The organism is Streptomyces sp. MS191, from assembly GCF_008042125.1.
Lineage (GTDB): Bacteria > Actinomycetota > Actinomycetes > Streptomycetales > Streptomycetaceae > Streptomyces.
In genome coordinates, this window is the sequence record NZ_RDBI01000074.1 from 14,958 (window position 1) to 35,406 (window position 20,449).

General features: G+C 73.2%; 22 protein-coding genes and 1 pseudogene. 4 read left to right on the plus strand and 19 right to left on the minus strand.

All coding sequences use genetic code 11. The features are described 5' to 3' along the window. Positions 1-73: 73 nt before the first annotated feature. The 8 genes and pseudogenes from EAO71_RS33265 to EAO71_RS33295 form a co-directional block, all read right to left on the minus strand. Positions 74-1,426 carry a HAMP domain-containing sensor histidine kinase gene (locus EAO71_RS33265; RefSeq protein WP_147981550.1) on the minus strand — a complete coding sequence of 451 codons (1,353 nt, stop codon included), beginning with the start codon at positions 1,424-1,426 and terminating at the stop codon, positions 74-76. A 196-nt stretch (positions 1,427-1,622) separates the two neighbouring features. Further along, entirely contained in the window at positions 1,623-2,213 is a 591-nt protein-coding gene (locus EAO71_RS33270; RefSeq protein ID WP_147981551.1) for a protein-disulfide reductase DsbD domain-containing protein, read from the minus strand. 71 nt (positions 2,214-2,284) lie between these two features. Continuing rightward, on the minus strand, positions 2,285-3,067 hold the full coding sequence (locus EAO71_RS33275; protein ID WP_147981552.1) for a cytochrome c biogenesis CcdA family protein: 783 nt from the start codon (positions 3,065-3,067) through the stop codon (positions 2,285-2,287). After that, positions 3,064-3,672 carry a TlpA family protein disulfide reductase gene (locus tag EAO71_RS33280; RefSeq protein ID WP_147981553.1) on the minus strand — a complete coding sequence of 203 codons (609 nt, stop codon included), beginning with the start codon at positions 3,670-3,672 and terminating at the stop codon, positions 3,064-3,066. The genes EAO71_RS33275 and EAO71_RS33280 overlap by 4 nt, the downstream gene beginning before the upstream one ends. Continuing rightward, positions 3,672-4,283, minus strand: a complete 612-nt coding sequence (locus EAO71_RS33285; protein WP_261992470.1) for a thioredoxin family protein — start codon at positions 4,281-4,283, stop codon at positions 3,672-3,674. Before EAO71_RS33285 ends, EAO71_RS33280 begins: the two co-directional genes overlap by 1 nt. 2 nt (positions 4,284-4,285) lie before the next feature. Continuing rightward, positions 4,286-4,408: pseudogene (locus EAO71_RS39375) on the minus strand (type 1 glutamine amidotransferase domain-containing protein); the annotation flags it as partial. Between the two features lie 47 nt (positions 4,409-4,455). Further along, on the minus strand, positions 4,456-4,848 hold the full coding sequence (locus EAO71_RS33290) for a nuclear transport factor 2 family protein (RefSeq protein WP_147981555.1): 393 nt from the start codon (positions 4,846-4,848) through the stop codon (positions 4,456-4,458). Positions 4,849-5,048: 200 nt separating this feature from the next. Beyond that, a complete protein-coding gene (locus EAO71_RS33295; RefSeq protein WP_147981556.1) occupies positions 5,049-5,444 on the minus strand; it encodes a RidA family protein in 396 nt (131 codons plus the stop codon). Between the two features lie 135 nt (positions 5,445-5,579). Here EAO71_RS33295 and EAO71_RS33300 point away from each other — a divergent pair, with 135 nt between their 5' ends. Beyond that, complete coding sequence (locus EAO71_RS33300) at positions 5,580-6,554, plus strand: helix-turn-helix transcriptional regulator (protein ID WP_147981557.1); 975 nt, start codon at positions 5,580-5,582, stop codon at positions 6,552-6,554. Positions 6,555-6,670: 116 nt separating this feature from the next. Here EAO71_RS33300 and EAO71_RS33305 read toward each other — a convergent pair whose 3' ends face one another. Further along, positions 6,671-7,444 carry a class E sortase gene (locus tag EAO71_RS33305; RefSeq protein WP_187282928.1) on the minus strand — a complete coding sequence of 258 codons (774 nt, stop codon included), beginning with the start codon at positions 7,442-7,444 and terminating at the stop codon, positions 6,671-6,673. Between the two features lie 556 nt (positions 7,445-8,000). Between EAO71_RS33305 and EAO71_RS33310 the strand changes: the two genes are divergently transcribed. Beyond that, the gene (locus EAO71_RS33310; RefSeq protein WP_261992471.1) at positions 8,001-9,728 is read left to right on the plus strand and encodes an ATP-binding cassette domain-containing protein; all 1,728 of its coding nucleotides are present in this window, start codon (positions 8,001-8,003) and stop codon (positions 9,726-9,728) included. Between the two features lie 202 nt (positions 9,729-9,930). Here EAO71_RS33310 and EAO71_RS38000 read toward each other — a convergent pair whose 3' ends face one another. From EAO71_RS38000 to EAO71_RS33335, 6 genes are all read right to left on the minus strand, one after another. After that, positions 9,931-10,107: a hypothetical protein gene (locus EAO71_RS38000; protein ID WP_187282929.1), complete on the minus strand. Its 177-nt coding sequence runs from the start codon at positions 10,105-10,107 to the stop codon at positions 9,931-9,933. A 52-nt stretch (positions 10,108-10,159) separates the two neighbouring features. After that, entirely contained in the window at positions 10,160-11,437 is a 1,278-nt protein-coding gene (locus EAO71_RS33315; protein ID WP_147981559.1) for a sugar ABC transporter permease, read from the minus strand. Next, positions 11,434-12,213: an ATP-binding cassette domain-containing protein gene (locus EAO71_RS33320; RefSeq protein WP_147981560.1), complete on the minus strand. Its 780-nt coding sequence runs from the start codon at positions 12,211-12,213 to the stop codon at positions 11,434-11,436. Before EAO71_RS33320 ends, EAO71_RS33315 begins: the two co-directional genes overlap by 4 nt. 71 nt (positions 12,214-12,284) lie before the next feature. After that, positions 12,285-13,379 carry a substrate-binding domain-containing protein gene (locus EAO71_RS33325; RefSeq protein WP_147981561.1) on the minus strand — a complete coding sequence of 365 codons (1,095 nt, stop codon included), beginning with the start codon at positions 13,377-13,379 and terminating at the stop codon, positions 12,285-12,287. A gap of 297 nt (positions 13,380-13,676) precedes the next feature. Then, positions 13,677-14,903, minus strand: coding sequence for an MFS transporter (locus EAO71_RS33330; RefSeq protein WP_147981562.1), 1,227 nt, complete (start codon positions 14,901-14,903; stop codon positions 13,677-13,679). Between the two features lie 188 nt (positions 14,904-15,091). Continuing rightward, entirely contained in the window at positions 15,092-15,946 is an 855-nt protein-coding gene (locus EAO71_RS33335) for a DMT family transporter (RefSeq protein ID WP_147981563.1), read from the minus strand. Between the two features lie 172 nt (positions 15,947-16,118). Here EAO71_RS33335 and EAO71_RS33340 point away from each other — a divergent pair, with 172 nt between their 5' ends. Further along, the gene (locus tag EAO71_RS33340) at positions 16,119-17,225 is read left to right on the plus strand and encodes an AI-2E family transporter (RefSeq protein WP_147981564.1); all 1,107 of its coding nucleotides are present in this window, start codon (positions 16,119-16,121) and stop codon (positions 17,223-17,225) included. A 150-nt stretch (positions 17,226-17,375) separates the two neighbouring features. Here EAO71_RS33340 and EAO71_RS33345 read toward each other — a convergent pair whose 3' ends face one another. Next, entirely contained in the window at positions 17,376-18,422 is a 1,047-nt protein-coding gene (locus EAO71_RS33345) for a M4 family metallopeptidase (RefSeq protein WP_147981565.1), read from the minus strand. 187 nt (positions 18,423-18,609) lie between these two features. Between EAO71_RS33345 and EAO71_RS33350 the strand changes: the two genes are divergently transcribed. Next, positions 18,610-18,927 (plus strand): Lsr2 family DNA-binding protein, encoded by a 318-nt coding sequence (locus EAO71_RS33350; RefSeq protein ID WP_147981566.1) that lies wholly within the window; start codon positions 18,610-18,612, stop codon positions 18,925-18,927. A 125-nt stretch (positions 18,928-19,052) separates the two neighbouring features. Here the strand turns inward: EAO71_RS33350 and EAO71_RS33355 are convergent, their stop codons facing one another. From EAO71_RS33355 to EAO71_RS33365, 3 genes are all read right to left on the minus strand, one after another. Continuing rightward, positions 19,053-19,394 carry a hypothetical protein gene (locus EAO71_RS33355; RefSeq protein ID WP_147981567.1) on the minus strand — a complete coding sequence of 114 codons (342 nt, stop codon included), beginning with the start codon at positions 19,392-19,394 and terminating at the stop codon, positions 19,053-19,055. A gap of 282 nt (positions 19,395-19,676) precedes the next feature. Further along, entirely contained in the window at positions 19,677-20,141 is a 465-nt protein-coding gene (locus tag EAO71_RS33360; protein ID WP_147981568.1) for a rho GDP-dissociation inhibitor, read from the minus strand. Between the two features lie 7 nt (positions 20,142-20,148). Further along, positions 20,149-20,343, minus strand: a complete 195-nt coding sequence (locus tag EAO71_RS33365) for a CsbD family protein (protein ID WP_147981569.1) — start codon at positions 20,341-20,343, stop codon at positions 20,149-20,151. Positions 20,344-20,449 lie beyond the last annotated feature (106 nt).

Consider the following 20,449-nt stretch of genomic DNA (forward strand, 5'->3'; position numbering starts at 1 on the left):
TTCGACGGCGCCGAGTGCGCCGAGTGCGCGTTCTGATCGCGGGCGGCGCACCGGCCGCCGGGGCCGGTGCCCCTCAGGCGCCGCGGCCGGCGGTCCGGGACCGGCGGCGGGAGCGCGTGCCGCCGCCCTGCGCCGGATCCGTGGAGAGCCGGAACGTGACGGCGACGTGGGCGCCGCCCAGCGGGCCGCGGGTGATCCGGACGGAGCCGCGGGCGGCGAGTGCCGCGCGGCGGGCGATGTCCAGGCCGAGTCCGGAGGAGCCCGTGCTGCCGCCGCGGGCGAGGGCGCCGTCCGGGTCGGCGATGCCCGGACCGGCGTCGTGGACGACGAGCTCCACGGTGTGCGCGGTACGGCTCACGGAGATCTCCAGGGCGGCGCCCCACGGCGAGTAGCGGAAGACATTGCCCACGAGTGCGTCCACGACCGCCGTGATGTCCGATTCCGGCAGGCAGACGGGAGTCGTCTCGTCGGTGATCTCCAGGTGGCAGGGGCGCTCCTGCTGGTCGGCGAGCACGGCCCAGAACGCCGCCCGCCGGCGGACGACGTCGGCGACCTCGCAGCGTTCCGTGCCCGAGCGGCGCTCGTCGGGGGAGGCCTCCCCGCGCAGCACCCGGCCCAGCGGCCCGACGGCCAGTGGCGTGCGCGCCTCCGCGATGATCGCGTTGAGTTCCTTCTCCAGTTCGGCGACGGCCGCGTGGATGCGACCGGTGTCGGTGCTCGGCGTGATCCGCTCGACCGCCAGATGCAGCGCGGTCAGCGGGGTCCGCAGCCGGTGGGACAGGTCGGCGACCAGTTCCCGTTCCACCGCGAGCAGGTCCGTCATCCGGTCCGCCATGGTGTTGAAGGCCGTACCGGCCTCCTTGAGTTCGGGGGGTCCCTTGGGCTGGACGCGGGTGTCGAGGTTGCCCGAGCCGAGCCTGCGGGACGCCTCGGCCAGTCGCTTGGCGGCGGTGACGACGGCCGACCCCAGGCGGTCGGCGACGAGTACGGAGCCGGCCAGCAGCACCAGGGCCAGGCCGGCCATGACGCTCCACGACAGGGCGACGCCGCGGGTCAGTTCGTCGTCGGGCACGAAGTTCTCCACCACCGCCACCCGGTCCTGGGGCAGGATCACCGGCTGCAGGTAGATCCAGCCGCCGGGGACGTCCCGCGAGATGGACTCGCGTTCGTCCTCCGCCCGGCCGAGCAGGTCCGGCAGATGGATGACCATGTGCTCGGCGGCCCGCAGGCCGGCCCCGGCCTCGCGCAGTTCGGCCGCGTCGGTGGTGAGCGCCAGGATCGGCGCCATCGCCGCGGCGCTCTGCTCGGCCGCGGTGATGCTCTGCTCGCGGGCGAGCGACATCACCAGCAGTCCCAGCGGTATCAGGAACGACAGGGCGACCATCGACGTGACCGCCAGGGCCACCCCGGCCAGGGAGCGCCTCACCGCTCGGAACCGTCCGCTTCGCGGGGTGTTCGGGGACGTCGGGTCACGGGGGACAGCGCTCCAACGGGTGAGCCGCGCGTGCGGTGCGGGCGGTCTGGGGGTGTCGCGCCCTGGCGGGCTCCGACGGGGCATCCGGCACGGTTCCCGCCGCGGTGCGGCCGCCGCACGCTGCCCCGGGGGCGGCGGCCGCGAACCGTCAGCCGGCGTCGAACGACAAGCCGTCCTCGCTGGTGAGCAGGGGTACGGCCCGGTCGGCCACGGGGATCGTACACCCCTCGGTCGAACTGCAGCTCGCATAGCCGACCAGCACGTTCGCCCTGCCCGGCGCGGTCGCGCGGATCGGCAGCGTGACCGTGACGGGCCCGTCCGGATACACCGGGACCGCGCCGCGCACCCCCGGCACCTCGATGGTCCTGACGGGCGCGTCGACGGTCGGCTCGCCGGCGGCGGCGACCGCACCGCTGGTGCGCAGCTCGGTGGGGCGCCCCACCCCGTCGATGCCGTCGGCGGGAAGGGCCGTGCTGTACAGGTGGAATCCGGCGTCGTCGGGAGTGAAGGTGGCGACCAGGGTGCCCGCGGACGCCTTCCAGTCGGAGACGGTCAGCCGGACGGTGACACCGTTCTCGTTGAACTCGGTGACGGCGGCGGGACGCCGCGCCTGAGCCTCCTGCCCGCATCCGGTGAGCGAGGCGGCCGCCAGCAGCGCGGCCGCGGCCCAGGGCAGGCGTGCCCGCGCGGTGCGGCGGGCCCGGGTGGTCGGGTTCACCGTGGGTTCGTGTCGTGTCATGTCGTACGTCGTCCTTCTCTCATGCCAGGGGTGTTCGCCGGTGCGGCCGTGCCGGGCCGTGGGCGGTCGCGCTACAGACCTGCGCTCGTGCCGTCCACCCGTACCTGCAGGGCGTAGACGAGGTCGGACCAGAGCCCGGTGACCAGCAGGACACCGACCAGGACCAACAGGGCGCCGCCGCCCCGCATGACGGCCCGGTGGTGGCTCCTGACCCAGCGGAACGCGCCCAGGGCCCGCCGGAACGCCAGCGCGGTGAACAGGAACGGCGCACCGAGGCCGAGGCAGTAACAGACCATCAGCAGGGCGCCCCGCCCCGCGCTCGCCTCGTTCCAGGCCAGCGCCTGGACGGCGGCCAGCGTCGGCCCGATGCACGGGGTCCAGCCCACGCCGAACACGATGCCCAGCAGGGGCGCGCCGGCCAGGCCGAGGGCGGGCCGGCGCCGGCTGCGCAGCTCCCGCTGGGTGAAGCCGGGCAGCCAGCCCGCGAAGGCCAGGCCCATGGCGATCGTGAACAGGCCGAGGACCAGGGTGATGGTGTCCTGGTAGGTGAGGAGGTTCCGGCCGACGTATCCGAACAGGGCGCCACCGGAGACCAGGACGCTGCTGAAGCCGAGGACGAACAGGGCGGCTCCGGCGACCATCCGGCCGCGCCTCCCGCCGTCCGCCTCGGCGAGATCGGCCACCGAGAGGCTGGTGACATAGCTGAGGTAGCCCGGTACAAGCGGCAGGACGCAGGGCGAGAGGAAGGACACCAGCCCGGCGGCGGCGGCCACCGGCACGGCCAGCAGCAGCGTGCCCGACACCGTGCCGGTGGCCGCACCGGAGGCGAGCGCGGTCCACGCGGGGCCGGTCACGACCCCTCCTCGGCGACGCGGGTCACCAACGGCTCCAGTTGCGCGCGGGTGACCGGTCCGGAGACGGCGGCCGCGATCCGGCCCTGCCGGTCGACGACGAGAGTCGAGGGGATCGCCTGCGGGTTGAGCAGCGCCGGCGGGTAGGCCAGGAGGAGCTTCCCGTCGGGATCGTGGATGCTCGGGTAGTGCAGGCCGTACGCCTTCTCGAATGCCACGGCGGGTCCGGTCGACCGGTCCCGGACGTCGACGCCCACCAGTCGCACCCCCCGGGGCTCCAGGGCGCCGCGCAGCGCCTCCAGTTCGGGGGCCTCCGCACGGCAGGGGGCGCACCAGGTGCCCCATACGTTCAGGACGACGACCTTGCCGCGGTACGAGCGCAGTGCCAGGTCCCGGCCGGCGAGGTCCCGGCCGGCGGTGTCGGGGGCCGGCAGGCGTTCGGCCACGGGCAGGACGGTCGCCGTCGCGGCGGTACCGGCCCCGGCCGCCGCGGCAGGGTCGCCGCCCGGGCCGTCGGTCCCGGCCGAGGCGGCCCCGCCGCAACCGGTGACCATGGCGGACAGGAGGAGCAGGGCGGCCGCCGTGGTTCCGCGGCGTCGGGCCGCCATCAGGCCCACTTCCGCAGGAACGCGCCGAGGCCGGCGGCGGTGAGGTCCGGGTTTCCGGTCGAGTGGGTCTCGGTCACGACGTTCCCGTTGCCGTCCAGGACGACCAGCACCGGCATCTTGTACGCGCCCTCGCCGGAGCAGTAGTCGCGCAGCAGGTCGAAGGCGCCGGAGTCCTGGCTGCCGATGTCGACCTTGACGACGTGGTACGAGGCGTCCAGCAGGGCGCCCACCTCACTCGTGGCGAAGACCTTGTCCGCGGCCTTGCAGTTGCCGCACCAGTTGGCCCCGAAGTCGATCAGCACCTTCTTCCCGTCGGCCTTGGCCGCGGCGACCGCCGCCTTGACGGCCCCGCGCGCGTCCGCGCCGGTCGGGTAGCCGGACGAGAACCCCGAGGAGCCGGATCCCGAACCGCCCTTCGGAGCGGCCGGCTTGCCGGATCCGGCGGGTCTCGCCGTCCTGGCCGGCCGCGGTGCCGCCGTTCTCGCGGCGGCGCTCCTGGCGGCCGGGGAGGAGGCGGCCGGACGCGACGTCGGGGAGGCGGAGGTGGGGGGGGCGCGGAGGAGGCGGGGTTCTGCCCGGTGACCAGGTTGCGGTCGACGACCACGTGGCAGGCGAGCTTCTTCAGGACCTCCGCCGCGAGGGGCGCGGAGGAGGCGGGGTTCTGCCCGGTGACCAGGTTGCGGTCGACGACCACGTGGGGCGCCCACGGCTCGCTCACCCGGACGTCGACGCCCGCGCCCGCGAAGGGGCGGGCTTCACCTCCCTGCCGGTACGGGGGCCGGCTCAGGCGCCCGCCGCCTCCCGGGCGATCCGGTCGAACTGGGCGCCCATCGCCTCCGACAGCGCCTTGGCCGCGGACAGCGGGCGCACCATGACGGTGAAGTCGTCGATCCGGCCCGCCTCGTCGAAGTGGAGGAAGTCGCAGCCCTGGATCTCCCGGCCGTCGACGGTGGCGGTGAAGACGAGGGCGTGGTCGCGGCCGTCCGGGTTCGCGATCTCGCGGACGTACGTGAAGTCCTCGAAGACCCGCATGACACCGCGGAGGATCGCGGCCGTGATGGCCTTGCCCTCGTACGGCTTGAAGGCGACGGGGCTGGTGAAGACGACGTCCGGCGCGAGCAGCGACTCCAGGGCTTCGGTGTCTCGATTCTCGACGGCCTTGCGGAACGGGTGCATCGGACCCCACTTACTCAAGTAATTGACTAGGTGCGAGTGAGGCTATTCCGACGGCACGGCCCTGTCCAGGGCGACCCACGCACCCGACCCACGGCGACCCCGCACCCGTCGGCGGCGCCGGGCGCCGCCAGGTACCGTCCCCGTTCTCCCGCGGCCGGTCGGAGAGGTACGGTCCGACCGGCCCGGACGGCGAGGTCACCTCACGCGACGGCGGTGCCCTCGAGTTCGACCAGCTGACCGGGGATCGCCAGTCGCGTCACCCCGAGCATCGTGGTGGTCGGCGCCACCCCCGCGGCGCCCAACCGCGCCGCCAGCAAGCCGTAGTGGCGGAAGAGCAGGTCCACGTCGGTCGTGTAGACGTTGAGCCGGACGAGGTCGGCAGGCGACATGCCGGCCTCGCCGAGCACGGCCTCCAGGTTGTCGATGCTGAGCGTCAACTGCGCCGCCATGTCACCGTCGTGCCGGGGTTCGCCGTCCTTGCTCATCGCGGTCTGCCCCGAGATGTAGAGGGTCCGGGTGTGCCCGGAGACCACCTCGCCCTGATTGAATCCCCTCTCCACCGACCAGGTCACCGGGTTGATCGCGCGTCGTTCCATGGGCACTTGAGCTCCATTCGCTTCGTTCGGGGTACACGCGTCCGACGACTCCGGAGCCGTCCGCTCGACGTCGCGTGAACGAGCCTCGCAACAAATCACGACACCCTCGGTCATGTATGTCGATAGGTTTCCGGCATGCGCGCCGACCGGTTGGTCTCACTGGTGCTCCTGCTGCGGCAGCGGGGTCGGCTGACCGCCGACACGCTGGCCCGCGAACTCGACGTCTCCACCCGCACCGTGCTGCGCGACATCGAGGCGCTGTCCGCGGCCGGTGTCCCGGTCTACGCCGAACGCGGCCGGCACGGCGGCTTCGCGTTGCTGCCCGGCTTCCGGACCGAACTCACCGGCCTGAACCACGACGAGGCCCTTGCCCTGCTCGCCGCCGGATCGGGGCGCGGCGAGCAGGTGTTGGGCCTCCGCTCGGCCCTCGCCTCGGCCCGGCGGAAGGTGGTCGACGCGCTGCCCGAGGGCCACCGGGCCGCCGCGAGCGACGCGGTCCAGCGCTTTCTCGTCGACCCCGAGGCCGACCTGCTCTCACGCAGACCGGTCGCCGAGGAGGTGACCGACACCACGATGATCGAAATCCGGCGGGCGGTGCTCGCCGGGCACAGGCTCCGCATCCGCTACGCGGCCACGGGCCAGGCGCCGCGATGGCGCACGGTGGACCCGATCGGCCTGGTGACCGTACGCGACCGGGGCTACCTGCTCGCCACGAGATCCGGCGAGGACCGCACCTACCGGCTGGCACGGGTGTCCGCCGCCGAGGAACTGCCCGAGGCGGCACGACGACCGGACCGGATCGATCTGGACCTGATCTGGCGGGAGCGCTCCGCGCGGTTCCTCGCCGGCGGCGACCACGTCACCGCGCTGGTGCGGGTGAACCCGGCGCGGCGGGAGGAGCTGCTGGACACCGCGCTGGCCGTCCGCGCGGAGGAGCCGGACGCGGACGGCCGGCTGCGCCTGGAGGTGACCTTCCAGGATTCACGGCACGCCGAATGGGCGCTGTGGCAGCTCGGCATGGACGCGGAGGCCCTGACCCCGCCCGCGTTGCGCACCGCCCTCCGCGACCGCGCCGCCGCGCTCGCCGACCGCTACACGGACACGACCTGAGAACCCTCCCCCGGCCCCCTGGTCGTACGGGATGACCGGGCGCGGGCGCGCGGCGGCCGAAGGCGACCGCCCGGACAGGGCCCGGGGCTCGTCGGGCGGGACTTCCGCCACACGCCCTAGCCGGCCGGGCGTGTGGCGGTCAGTACGCCGACCTTGTCGATGCGGTGCTCGGGATTGCCCTGCGCGTCGCGCCAGTAGTTCCCCGCCGCGTTGTCCTCGGGTGTCGCGCAGGTGGAGAGGGTGATCATGGCCTTGGTGGCCTTCTCGCCGGGCTTCCCCGGCACCGCGGCGCGCTGCTCGGCGAGGGAGCGGGCGGAGCGGAAGGACGTCGTCCGAGACTCGGTGATCCGGTACTCGTACACGGTGTCACCCTGGGTGACGAAGACCGAGTCCCCCACGCGGACCGAGGGCAGCTCCCGCAGCGGTCCGCCCGCGGAGAGGCGGTGGGCGGTCACCAGGTAGTTCCCGACCTCGCCCGGTCCGACCCCGCCGCGTTTCCCGTACGGGCTGGCGGCCACGCCGCGGTCCTGGATGCGGGTACCGGCGGCGTCGTCGGTGGTTCCCTCGTAGGGGACGACGCGCAGGCCGGCGAGGCCGATCGCGGGAATCGCCAGTTCGGCGGTCCGGGTCCGGGCGACCGGCTCGGGATCGGGGGCCGGCGCCGCCACGGGGATCCGCGCCGCGGACGGCACGGGGGCGGACGACGACGCGGGGGCGGTCACCGGCGCGGGGCTGCTCGCGCTCGTGGCCACGGCGGACGCGGCGGCGTCACGCGGGCTCGGTGGGGCACCGGCCGGGGCGGCGCCCGCGCCCGTCTGGGCGGAGCAGCCGACGAGCAGGCCGACGGTCATCGCGGCTATGACGGGGAGAACGACTCGGGGACTCGGCATGGCATTCCGGAGGGTTCGTCACTCTCGGTCGCTGTCGGGTGCGCGCAGGGCGCCCGCAGAGACCGCTTCAACCAGTACAACGACCGGAATCGCGCACACATTCCCCTGGATATGTGTACGGAACGTCGCCGGCACCCCACGCCTCAGAAACACCATCGGTCACCCGCGTCTCGACTTCGGCGATTCGGCCATCCACGGTCGACCCCGGCTCCGGGCCGCACAAGGGTCCGTGGCCTCTGCATGCCGCGGCGGACGCACCGCCCCACGGATCCGTCCTCGGCTCACATACGTGTGCTCGACTCCCCCGCACTCGTCGTTGGTCCCGGTACTCACCACTCCCCCCAACGACCGCCCAGGAGAAGAGCAGTTGACCGCTGATCCCGCCCCGCGGACCGCGTCGGTCCCGTCCCCGTCCACACCGCCCGGTACACCGCCGCTGCCGCCTCCACCCGCCGAGATCACGTACGCGGGCGAGTTCGGCGTGAACCCGCTCGGAGGGGCGTCCTTCCGCGCCCTGTGCGCCCGGCTCCCCCGCGTCCTGCTGCGCATCGGACGGATGTCCTGGCGCGTCGACCGCCGTGCCGTCCTGCTGCTCCTCGGATGCCAGCTGGTCACGGGGGTCGCGGCAGCGGTCCTGCTGACCGCGACCGCCCGGGCCCTGCGGTCCGTCCTCGGAGCGGGGGCGATCGCGGACCGCCTGGACCAGGCGCTGCCGGCCCTCGTGGTCGTGGGCGTCGCCGCCGGCCTCACCCGTACTGCCGTCGCCCTGTCCGGCTACGCGGAGCGGCTCCTCACGCCGGGACTCACCACCGGGACCGACACTGCGCTCGTCGAGGCGGTCTGCCGGGTCGAGGCGGCGGCCTACGCGGTGGACGGCTTCGCCGACCGCCAGGAGGCGGCGGAGATGGGGGTGATCCGGGCCCAGGTGATGGTGGCCGACGCGCAGCGCTTCCTGTCGGCGCTCGTCCGCATGGTCACGGCCGCCGGAGCGCTCGCGGTGCTCAACCCGCTGGTGGTGCCGCTGCTCCTCCTCGCCGTGCTGCCGGCGGGTGCCGGGGCGGTGCTGACCGCCCGGGTGGACTACGAGGTGCACTACGCGAACATCGCCGACCGCAACGTGCGCGGCATGATGCGCTGGTGGGCGACGAACACCAAGTACGGGGACGAGGTCCGCGCCAACGGGATGACCGGCTACCTCCTCTACTGGTTCCGCTCGCTGTCCGAGCGCTGCGACCGGCGCACGCTGGCCGCGGCCCCGCGCACCCTGCGCATCGCGCTCGCCTCGTCCTTGGTCGCCGGTGTGTTCCTCGTCGCGTCCTGGGCGGCGCTCGCCTGGCTGGCCATGACCGGCCGGATCGCTCTCGCGCTGGCCGCGACCGCCGTCGTCGCCGTCCAGACGACACTGGGCGCCCTGTCGCAACTGGTCCTCAACGGCGCCGCGCTGTTCCACACGGGTCTCTACCTCGGCGACATGGGGTCCTTCCTCGACGACGCGGCCGCACGCGCGCCCCGACGCGGCTCCGCCACCGTGAGCGCCCCGGTCGACGAGATCCGGCTCGACGAGGTCGTGTACCGGTACCCGGGCAAGGACAGGCCCGCCGTCGACGGCGTGTCCCTGACCCTGCGCCGTGGGGAGATCCTGGCGATCGTCGGCGTGAACGGCTCCGGGAAGTCGACCCTCACCCGCCTGCTCACCGGCGTCTTCCTGCCCGACGAGGGTCGGGTGACCTGGAACGGAACCGATCTCGCCGACGTCGACCCGGCAAGCGTCTGGAGCTGCACCGGACTGGTCCCGCAGATCTTCGCCCAGTGGCCGCTGCGGGTACGGGAGAACGTCACCCTCGGACAGCCGCGCACATCCCACGACGGTCCGGTCTGGGACGCCGTCGACGCGGTCGGGATGCGCGAGGCGGTCGAGGACCTGCCGGCCGGTCTGGACACGCTCCTGGCGCGGGAGCTCTTCGGCGGCGCCGAGCTGTCCGGCGGCCAGTGGCAGCGGCTGGCCTGCTCACGCGCCCTGTACCGCCGCCCGCCGCTGCTCATCCTGGACGAACCCACCTCGCAGATGGACCCACGCGGCGAGCACCGCGTCTTCGAGCGGATCAGGTCGATCGCCGGCGACCGCATCACGATCGTGGTCACCCACCGTCTGGAGAACACCCGGATCGCCGACCACATCGTGGTGATGGAACACGGCCGCATCACCGAACAGGGCCGCTACGACGACCTCGTCCACGCGGGCGGCACGTTCGGGGAGCTCCTCGCCCTCTCCCTCGACCGCTGACATCGGCCCCGGCCGCCGAGAGGCCGGGGGCCGGAGGGCGGAGCCGGTCGGGCGAGCCCGGGGCCCCGTCGGCGCGGAGGCGCACGCACCGGATCGGGCCTGCGGCGCCCTGCCCGCTGCCGCCCCGCCCCGACGGCGACCGGTCCTACGGGGGCCGGCCCCGCTCCTCGCCGGGGCGCGGGGCCGGGCCGGTCGGGTGGTGTCAGTCGCCCTCCGGGGTGGCCGGGCGGCGGCGGTGGAAGCCGTCGGCCTCCGGATTCAGGTCGAGTATGTCGAGGAGGGCCGCCAGATCCGCGGCGTCGGTGGCGTGCTTCGCGACGGTCAGGCGGGCCGCGCGCCGCTGCGCGAGGGCAGGCTCGCTTCCTTCTGCTCGCTCCATGACCACGATGCGACCACGCCGGGTGCGTCGGCGCAGCCCGGGTGCGGGCCGTTCAGGCGCGCCCCGCGGCCTTCTGGGTCTTCCGGGAGAGGGAGTCGACCACCACGGCGGCCAGCAGGACCGCACCGGTGATCATGAACTGGACGGCGTTGCTGACACCCATGATGTTCATCCCGGACTGGATGGATCCGATGACCAGCGCGCCGAGCAGGGCGGACCAGACCGAGCCGCGCCCGCCGAACAGGCTGGTGCCGCCGATGACGGCCGCGGCGATGACGTTCATCAGCAGGTTGCCGCCGCCGGAGGTCTGGCTGGCGGACTGGATCTGCCCGGCCAGGAAGAGGCCGCCGACCGCGGCCATCGTGCCGGAGATCGAGAAGACGCTCATCCGGACGAACGGCACGCTGATGCCCGCGCGGCGGGCACCCTCGATGTTGCCGCCGACCGCGAAGACGCGTCGGCCGTACGTGGTGCGGCGCAGGACGAAGTCCAGGACCACCAGCAGGATCAGGAAGATCAGGAGCGCCAGCGGCAGGCCCTGGTACTGGTTCAGGATGTAGGCGGTGACGAAGGCGATCGCGGCGAGGACCACGGTGCGCAGCACGATCTCGGCGAGCGGCCGGGCCGGAACCCGGGCCGCCCTGCGCCGTTTGGCGTCCAGGAGGGAGGCGGCGAGGAAGAGCCCGACTCCGACGGCCGCGGTCACGTACGCGGCGGCGGGGCTGTGGAAGATGGTCGAGTAGAGCTCGGAGACGATGCTGTCGCTCGGGATGTTGACCGTGCCGCTGGTGCCGAGCACCTGGAGCATCAGTCCGTTCCAGGCCAGGTTGCCTGCCAGGGTGACGACGAAGGCCGGCACACCGACCTTGGCGAAGAAGAACCCCTGGATGAGCCCGACGGCCGCGCCGCCCGCGATGGCGATCAGGAGCGCCAGCCACTGGTTCATGCCGTTGATGACGTTCAGTACGGCGAAGATCGCCGCGCACAGGCCGCTGACCGAGCCGACCGACAGGTCGATCTCGCCGAGCAGCAGGACGAAGACGATGCCGACCGCGATCATGCCGGTGCCGACGATCTGCTGGCTGAGGTCGGAGAGGTTCTGGGCCGACAGGAACGTGCTGTTCAGGCTGCCGAAGACGGTCCAGATGATGATCACGGCGAGGACGACGGGGAGGGAGCCCAGCTCACCGCTGCGCAGCTTGCGCCGGAACTCCCCCAGGTACCCCTTGATGCCCTCCTCGCGGACGAGGAGACGGGTGTCGACCGCGGGCATGGAACCGCGGGCCGGGTCCTGGGACGAGGTGTCGTCGGTGCCTCGGTCGCGGCTCATGATCCCTCCCCCAGCTTGCGGGCCTGGCGGCGGGTGACGGCGCTGTCGGTGGCGCCGGTGATGGCGGAGATGATCTCCTCGGTGGTGGTGGAGCGCTTCTCGAAGAAGCCGTTGTTCCGGCCGAGGCGCATCACCGCGATCCGGTCGGCGACCGCCATCACGTCGACCATGTTGTGGCTGATCAGGATGGTTCCCAGGCCCTGCTCGCGAAGCCGCTCGACGAGGTCGAGGACTTCGGCGGTCTGCTCGACGCCCAGCGCCGCGGTCGGCTCGTCCAGGATGACGACCTTGGGTTCGCCGATCAGCGAGCGGGCGATGGCGACCGTCTGGCGCTGCCCGCCGGACAGCGACGCGACGGGGATGCGGACGCTGGGGATGCGGATGGACAGCGTCTGGAGCAGCTCCCGCGCGCGCTGGTCCATGCGGACCTCGTCGAGCACGCCGAAGCGGCGCAGTTCGCGGCCGAGGAAGAGGTTGCCGACCACGTCGAGGTTGTCGCACAGGGAGAGGTCCTGGTAGACGGTGGCGATGCCGAGGTTCTGGGCGTCGTGCGGCCGGTTGATGGACACCGGGCGGCCCTGCCACTCGATGACGCCTTCGTCGGGCTGGTTCACCCCGGCGATCGTCTTCACGGCGGTGGACTTGCCGGCGCCGTTGTCGCCGACGAGGGCGACGACCTCTCCGGGGTGGACCTCCAGGTCGAACTGGGACAGCGCCTGGACCGCGCCGAACCGTTTGGAGATGCCCCGGAGTGTGAGCACAGGTGCTTCCGTCACGGAAACCGCCTCCTCCGCTCGCCCGCTGGTGCGGGCCGCCTCGCCCCCGCCGGGATGAAACGCTCAAGCGGTCAGGTGAGTCCGGCCTCCTTGCAGGCTGCGGCGTAGGTCGGAGTGCAGATCTCCTGGACGGTGTACATGCCGTCCTTCACGACCGTGTCCTTGATGTTGTCCTTGTTGACGACGACCGGCGCCAGCAGGGTGGCCGGGACCTTGTCACCGCTGCCGTTGGTGACGGTGACGGGGGTCAGGTCCTTGGGCAGTTCCTTGCCCTCGGCCAGGTTGACGGCCATGGTGGCGGCGATGTCCGCCTCGGGCTTGTACGGCTTCTGGACCGTGATGGTCTGGGTGCCGAGCAGGATGCGCTGGATCGCGTCGAGCTGGGCGTCCTGACCGGTCAACGGCACGTTGATGCCGGACGACTTGAGGGCGGTGGCGATGCCCGCGGCCAGCCCGTCGTTGGCGGAGTACACGCCCTGGATGTTGTCCTTGCCCAGCGCGCTGATGGCACCGGACATCTGCTGGTTGGCGTTGTTCGGGTCCCAGTTGGGGGTGTCGTACTCCTTGCCGATCTTCACCTTGCCGTCGAGGACGGAGTGGGCGCCGGCCTTGAACTCGGCGGCGTTCGGGTCCGTCGGCGAACCGTTGTGCATGACGATCTGGCTGTCGGCGGCCTTCGAACCGAGCGCGGCCAGCAGCGCCTTGCCCTGCAACTCGCCGACCTTGCGGTTGTCGTACGAGACGTACGCGTCGACGGGGCCCTGGGCCAGGCGGTCGTAGGCCACGATCTTGACGCCCGCGGCGTTGGCCTTCTCCACGGAGGACTGGATCGACTTGGCGTCCACGGCGTCCAGGATCAGCACCTGGTCACCCTTGGCGAGCGCGGTGTTGACCTGCTGCTGCTGGGTCGTCGCGCTCTCGGCGGCGTTGTAGTAGTCGATCTGCGCGTTGGGAGCGAGTTCCTTGATCTTCTGCTCGATGTACGGCCGGTCGAACTTCTCGTACCGCGTGGTCTTGCTCTCCGGCAGCAGCAGACCGATCTTCACGTCGTCCTGCTGCGCCGCGGAGCTCACGTCCGGCCCTGCCGCGACGCTCGTCGCCACCACGCTCAGGGACAGGGCCGCGGCTCCGGCCAGGGCTATCGCGCCCCGCAACATACGGGTCATCGGAGGCTCCTTTCGCGCTCCCGCGCCCCCGGGCACCGAGAGGGTGACAGGAGGGGAGTGCACCTTTGGCCTATATATCGACATTAGCCGCAACCCGGGCTCCGGCAAGCGGGTGAATGCGTACCGGCGGCCCGGAAACCCTCTCCGACCTGGGCGGACCTCTTCTGATGCGCCGTTCGACGTCGGCGGCGCGGCCACCCGGAGCGGTGCCCGCCCACTCTGCGTGACGCCGGTGGGCGCCCGGGCCCGGGCCGCGGGCGGTCCGCCGAAATCGCCGCCTGACCGACCAGGCACCCCTCAGGAAGCGTCCTCCGCGGCGGCGGGGTGCCGGAGGTACAGGTAGAGACCGGCGCCGGCGGCCAGGACGGTGACGCAGGCGGTGAACGTGAGCCCGGCCGTGTCCAGGCCCACCCACATCGTCAGCGCCCCTACGCCCACGACGGGCAGGGAGATCCCGGTGTAGGCGACGACGAAGAACGAGGAGATCGTGGCCGCCCGGTGCGCGGCGGGCGCCGCGTCGCCGACCGCGCTCAGGCCGGCGCGGAAGGCGAGCCCCTGGCCGAGGCCGCCGCACATCCCGCCCACCACCAGCAGCGCCAGGGTCTCCACCCACAGCGACGCGCCGACCAGCAGGAGGCCGGCGACGAGCACCAGGCAGCCGAGCGGGAGGGCGGTGCTCACCGGCATCCGGCCCGTCAGCGACTGTCCCGCGGTCGAGGCGAGGAACACCGAGAAGACGACCAGCCCGGTCACGGCCAGATTGTGGATGTCGAGGGTCTGGGAGACGAAACTGGGAGCCACCGCGGTGAACAGGCCGAGCAGCGAGAAACCGGCGAAGGCGGCGACGGCCGAGGGGGTGAAGACGCCGCGGACCTGCGCCGGCACGTACAGCCCCTGCGGCCTGGGCCGCGCCCGCAGCCGCGGCTGACGGACCGTCTCCGGCAGCAGCAGGACGACGACGCAGGCCACGGCCACCAGCCCGAGGTGCACGAGGAAGGGAAGGGTCAGCGGATCCGGGGCGTACTGCGCGAGGAAGCCGGCGAGCAGGGGGCCGCAGCCGAGCCCGCCCATGTTCGCCGCGGTGGCGGCGAATCCCGCGCGGGACTTCTGCTCGGGCCGGGCGAGTTCCAGCACGGTGACCGTCCCCGCACCGCTGAGGAGTCCGGCGGAGAAGCCCGAGAACAGCCGGCCGGCGAAGAGCAGCGGCAGACCGCCCTCGTTCAGGAAGCAGACCGCGCTCGCCGCCGCCATGGCCAGCGCGCACCACAGCACGGGACGGCGCCCGACGACGTCCGAGTGGTTGCCGACCAGCAGGAGGGTGGCGATCACGCCGACCGCGTAGCTGGCGAAGATCACCGTCACCATCAGCTCGGAGAATCCCAGCTCCTGACGGTAGAGACCGTAGAGCGGGGTGGGGAGCGTCGTGCCCGCCATGCCGATCGCGAAGACGGCGGCCGCCGCCGGATAGCCCAGGCGCCTGCCGCGGGACGGTTCGAGCCGGGCTGGACGTGATCCGCTGGTCATGCCGAGCACCCTAGGTCCTGTCCGGGCGATCTTGGAGGATCGGCCCGCGGCGTCGGATGTGGTGCATCGCAAGGCGGAGGATCGCCCTCGTACCGGGTGTACTCGGGCGACTCCGACAACGCAGCGAGGTGCCGCAGCCGTCGTCGCCGGCCCGGGAAGACCGCCCGGGAAGACCGCCCGGACAGGGCCTACGCGGTGCTGACCCCGCTGCGGGCGAGCGCGAACACCCCGAAGACGATCAGGCCGACACCCATCACCTCCGGCACCAGCCACCACCCGCCGCGCACGTGCTCCTCGTACAGGAGCACGCCCAGCAGGAGGCTCAGCAGCGCGTCCCCGAGCGTGAGCGCCGGCTGCGAGGCCACGAGGGGGCCGCCCTGCATCGCGTGTTCCAGCAGCAGGAGCGCCGCGATGCCCGTCACGCAGAAGGCGTACGTCTGCCAGGTCGTCAGAAAGGCGCCCAGGCCGCCGTCGTCCAGGATGTGCATGGCGGCCTTCATGAGCGCCGCGGTCAGCGCGTAGCAGATCGCCGTGGCGGCGCCGAGGCAGGCGGCGCGGGCCCGGCCCGGTGGCCTGCGCAGTCCGGCGGCCGCCAGGGCGACCGCCGCGACACCGCAGGCCACCAGTGCCGGCACCCAGCGGTCCAAGGCCACGTGGGTCCGGTTCCCGTCGGGCGAGGCGGCGACCAGGGCGACGCCGAGCCCCGCCACGACTCCCGCGACCGCGAGCCACTGGCCCGAGGGCAGCCGCTCCCGGGCCAGCAGCGACGCGATCAGCAGCGCGAGCGGCAGTTCCAGCACGAACAGCGGCTGTACGAGCGACAGCGGCCCGGTCGCCAGCGCCGCGGCCTGCCCCACCCCGGCGGCGATCACGGCGACGATGCCGGCCAGCCAGAGCGGCCGCTTCAGCAGGTCGAGGATCAGGCCCGGCCGGAAGGAGTCGGACTGGGGAACGGTCAGCGCGGCCCGGCGCTGCAGCACCGTGGCGAGCGCGTTGCTGAACGCGGCGAACATGGAGAAGAGGACCGGCAGCACGACGCCCATCCCCCGATCCTCTCCGGCGCCGGCCGACGAGCCGGTGCCGACACCGGCGCGGGCTCCCGGTTCACCCGGCATTCGCCCGTCCGGCCCCCGGCCGGACGCGTGTGGGTGACGGTCGGGCGAATGTACGGCCTCGGGCGTGGACGGCCGGGGCCACGGTGGTACGTGGTTGGCCATGCAGCCAGGCTCACCACCCCCGGTGGTTCCGTTCCTTCGCACCGCCGCCGCCTACGCATGGCGCCTGCTCGTCGTCGGAGCCCTCGTGTACAGCCTGTTCGCCCTGCTGGGGCGTTTCCACGAGATCGGCGTGGCGGTGTTCCTCGGGCTGGTGGCGACGGCGCTGCTGCGGCCGGTCGCCGACCTGCTCGACCGGTGGCTCCCCCGTCCGCTGGCCGTCACCGTCACCGTGCTCGGCAGCATCGTGGTCGTGCTGGGCGTGCTCGCCCTGGTCGGCGAGGCCGTGGAGGGCGAGCGGACGACCCTGGTGAGGGAGTTCCGGACCGGCATCGACCGGATCGAGGACTGGCTGGAGCGGCCGCCCTTCCGGCTGAACCCGGACGCCCTCACCGACCTCCAGTCCCGGATCGGGCAGTTCCTTTCGAGCCACCGCTCGACCCTGGTGAGCGACGCGCTGAGCGGTGCCCACCGTCTGGTGGCGGTGCTGACGACGCTGGCGCTGGCCTTGTTCACCTCGGTGTTCTTCATCCACTCGGGCGACCGTCAGTGGGCCTGGCTGCAGGAGCAGTTGCCGGCGTCCGTGCGCGGCCGGACGGAGATCGGCGGCCGCGCCGCCTGGCGCACCTTCACCGGCTACACGCACGGCATCGTGCTGGTGGCCGCGGTGAACGCGACCCTCGTCGGGCTCGCCCTGTGGCTCCTGGGGGTGCCGCTCGCGGTCCCGCTGGCACTGCTGGAGTTCATGGCCGCGTTCGTCCCGCTGATCGGCTCGCCGGTCGCCCTCGCGGTGGCCGCGGTGGTGGCGCTGGCCGCGAAGGGGCCCTTGGTGGCGGGGATCGTGGTGGCCCTGATCGTGGTCATCGGGCAGATCGAGGGCCATCTGCTGCACCCGCTCGTGATGAGCTGGGCGGTCCGGCTGCACCCGCTGGTGGTCGCGATCTCGGTGATCGCGGGGTCGATCGCGGCCGGCATCGTGGGAGCCGTGGTGGCGGTGCCGATGGTGTCGGTGATCTGGTCGGTCCGCACGGCACTCCGGGAGGCCCGCGAACCGGCCGAGGCGCCGGACACCGGCGGGGTCGCGCCGGACGCCGACGGGGCCGGGTGACGACCCGGCGAGCGGCAGCCGGTCCGACCGGGGCCGGGCGGACCCCGTGCGAGTCCGGTGCCGAGCCCGCGACGGAGTGCGAGACCCGAGACCGGACGCCGCGGGCCGGGCAGGGCGGGCCCGTCCGKGGACGGGCCCGCCCGGTGTGCCTTACCCGATGCCGGGGATCTGCCGCGCCGTGAACGCCGCGCGGACGGCGTCGGCCGCCCCCTTGCCGTACATGCGCTCGGCCGTCGCGATCGTCTGGCGTGCCGCGTCCGCGAAGCTCGTGTCGGGCGCGAAGCCGAACTGGGCGTTGACGATGACGCGGTCCGCGGCCCGGGCCCCGAGCGCTCCGCGGATGTCGAGCAGGGCGCGCGACCAGATCTCGCCGTCCGCGTGCACCTCGCCGACCCGGTCCGCGTACACCTTGGTGCCGTCGATGCGGCGCAGGCAGTGCGGGGCGGCGCTGTACTCGACCGCGTCCCAGTCGGCGACGCACGCCGGGTCCGCCTTCTGCGGCCAGCCGTGCCGCGCGGCGGCGTTGGTCCCGACCGCGACGGCCAGGTAGTCGCCGAACGCCTCGCCGATCGCACCCGCCTCGGGGCTGGTCCCGAAGCCGGGCACCTGCGCGTTGTGCACCGCGTGGCCGTACTCGTGGACGATCACCTCGGCGTCCTCGGCGTCGTCGACGCCGCCCTTGCCGAAGCGGATCTCGGCCTTCTTGTCGGTGAAGAAGGAGTTGTCCGCGCCCCACTGGTTGATCCGGACCGGCTGCACGCGGTCGTTCGCGCCGGGCAGTTCGCTGCCGAACCCGAGGCCCTGGAGGTACTCCTGCGCCTCGTTGACCCAGAAGTAGGCCATGACCTGCTCGAACTGGTCGTCGTGACGGTCGTACGCGCCGACGTCGGCGACCTTCGCGGAGCCTCCCGTGTCGGACCTCACGGCGGCCCATCGCCCGGAGAGCGAGCCGCTGCCGTCGAGGTTGCGCAGGGCGGCCGTGGCGTAGGCGCCGGCGGGGACGGCGGAGGCCGCGTCCTTGCCGTCGGTGAGCGCCTGGTCGCCCGTGGACTGCACGGGGTTGACCATGAAGATCCGGGCCTGGGGTGCGGCAGCCGGGGCCGGCGGGGCCGAGGCGGCTGCGGCCGGGGCGAGCAGAGCCGCGGTGGCGGTGGCCGAGGCGACGGCGATCAGACCGCGGGGTATGCGGCGAGCCATGGACGTCCTCCCGTTGAGGGAATGGGGGTGGCGTGGTGCGGGCGTGATCCTTGCGCACACGCACCGGTTTTGACCAGGCCCCGAGCACGCTCGTCGGACATCGAGCGGGTCCACCAACAACAGGTCGGCGTCGGCGGAGAGTGAGCCCTCCGGCGATCCCGCTCGTCCGTCCTGGCGCCGGGAGTGGGTGCCGATCGCCGCCGAACGCGACGGCTTCCACGGCTGGTTCGTGGACACACGCACCGGAAGCATCGGTTCGTGGCGCGAGGGCTCGTTCCCCGAAGAGGGGCGGTTCGCCTCGCTGTCCGCCTTCTTCCAGGAGGTGGCGGACCACCTGGAAGGGGTCCGCCGCGGTCACGCGCTGCGGACGGCCGGAGGCCGGGCGCGCGACGCCGGTCCGGGGATCGACGCGATACGCGCCTGGGCGCGCGTGAACGGCTACGTGGTCAACGACAGGGGACGCGTGCCGGCGGCCGTCCGCGAGGCCTTCGAGTCGTCCCGCTGAGCGCGGCGCCCGCCGGACACGATCCGGCCGGGCGCCGGCGCCGCGGTGACCTGCGCCGGGTGACGGAAGCGGGTCGTCCGTCACCCGGCGGCCTCACGGACGGGCGAAGGTGCCGACCCGGTCGGTCACGCCGCCGCCCGGGTGATCCAGCGCTGGAGGGCGAGGTGCGTGGTGTCGTCCAGGGCGCACAGTGCCTCGATGGCGTCGAGGTCGCCCGGCAGCGGGGCGATGCCGGCCGTGGTCAGTGCCGCGTGCAGGTCCAGGCGGCGCCGGTCGGCCGGCCGCAGGGGCAGGGGGATGCGGCTGCCCGGCGCGGGCGCGGGCAGCGGGTACTCGGCGGCCTCCATGAAGCCGTGGACGGAGTGCGTCTCCTCGGGGAGGTCCTCGATGAAGAGGGCGGGGAAACGGTACGGGTCGAAGTCCAGCCGCGAGGTCGGGGCGGTGGGGAATTCCTGGAGCCGCGTCATGGGTGCCTCCTCGGGTGTCGTGCAACTGGTACGGAGGACTGCACGAGGGGTCCGGGCAGTTGCACCGGACGCCGCTTACCACCCGAATGCCGTCAATCCCATCTCGTCACAAGAACGATGAGCCCACGCACCGGGGCCCGTCGCTCCTCCCGGCGACGGGCGGGCGCGGCCGCGTCGTCGCCGGGGCCGGTCCACGGGCCTCGGCGGCGACGGGGCCGCCGCGACGGTTCCGGACCGCCGGACGGGCTGTCCGGCCGCCGCGCCGCCCCCTCGTCCCGCGCGTCACGTGGGGATCGCCGCGGCACCGTCCTTCGTGATCTCGAATCGGTAGACGCGACGGGCGAGGACGTGGTCCCCGCCGTCGACCAGGGCCACGCGCACCTCGTACACGCCCCGGGCCCGCGGTCCGATCGGGAGCCGTTCCGGGGGCAGCGACAGCTCGTACGGACCGCCGTGCCGGAAGTCGCCGAGGGCCACCTCGCGCCCGCCGACGGCGACGCCGTCGCGCAGGCGGCGGTCCACGACGCGCAGGCCCGTGGCCTGCCGTCCGAGGACCTGGAACTCCACCACGGCCCGGCACTCGATCCCCTCCCGCAGCGGGAAGGCGTCCGGTTCCTCGCCCGCCGGGGCCACCGGGACCGCGACCGGGGCGTCGGGCTCGGCGAAACGCAGACTCAGGCGGATCAGTTCCACGCCCGATCCGGCCCGCGCGGACGTCGGGCCGGGGGCATCGGCAACGGAGATCATGACGTCCTCACTCCATGTCGTCGCCGTGCTTCTTCATCCGGCGCATCGCCTCGGCCGCCGTGACCTTCGCCTTGCCCGCCACCTGTTCGCCACGGCCCTCGGCCTGCATCCGGCGGTCGCCGACGGTCTCGCCGATCTGTTCCTGGGCCTTGCCCTTCATCTCCTGGGCCTTGCCCTTGGCCTTGTCCTTCGACTCGCTCATGACGTCGCCTTCCGTGTGGCTCCCCCGGTGAGGGGGCTCGGCATGGACGTCCCGCGCCTACCCCTCCCGCGGTCCCCCACACGTCGACCGTGATCCGCCTGTCACA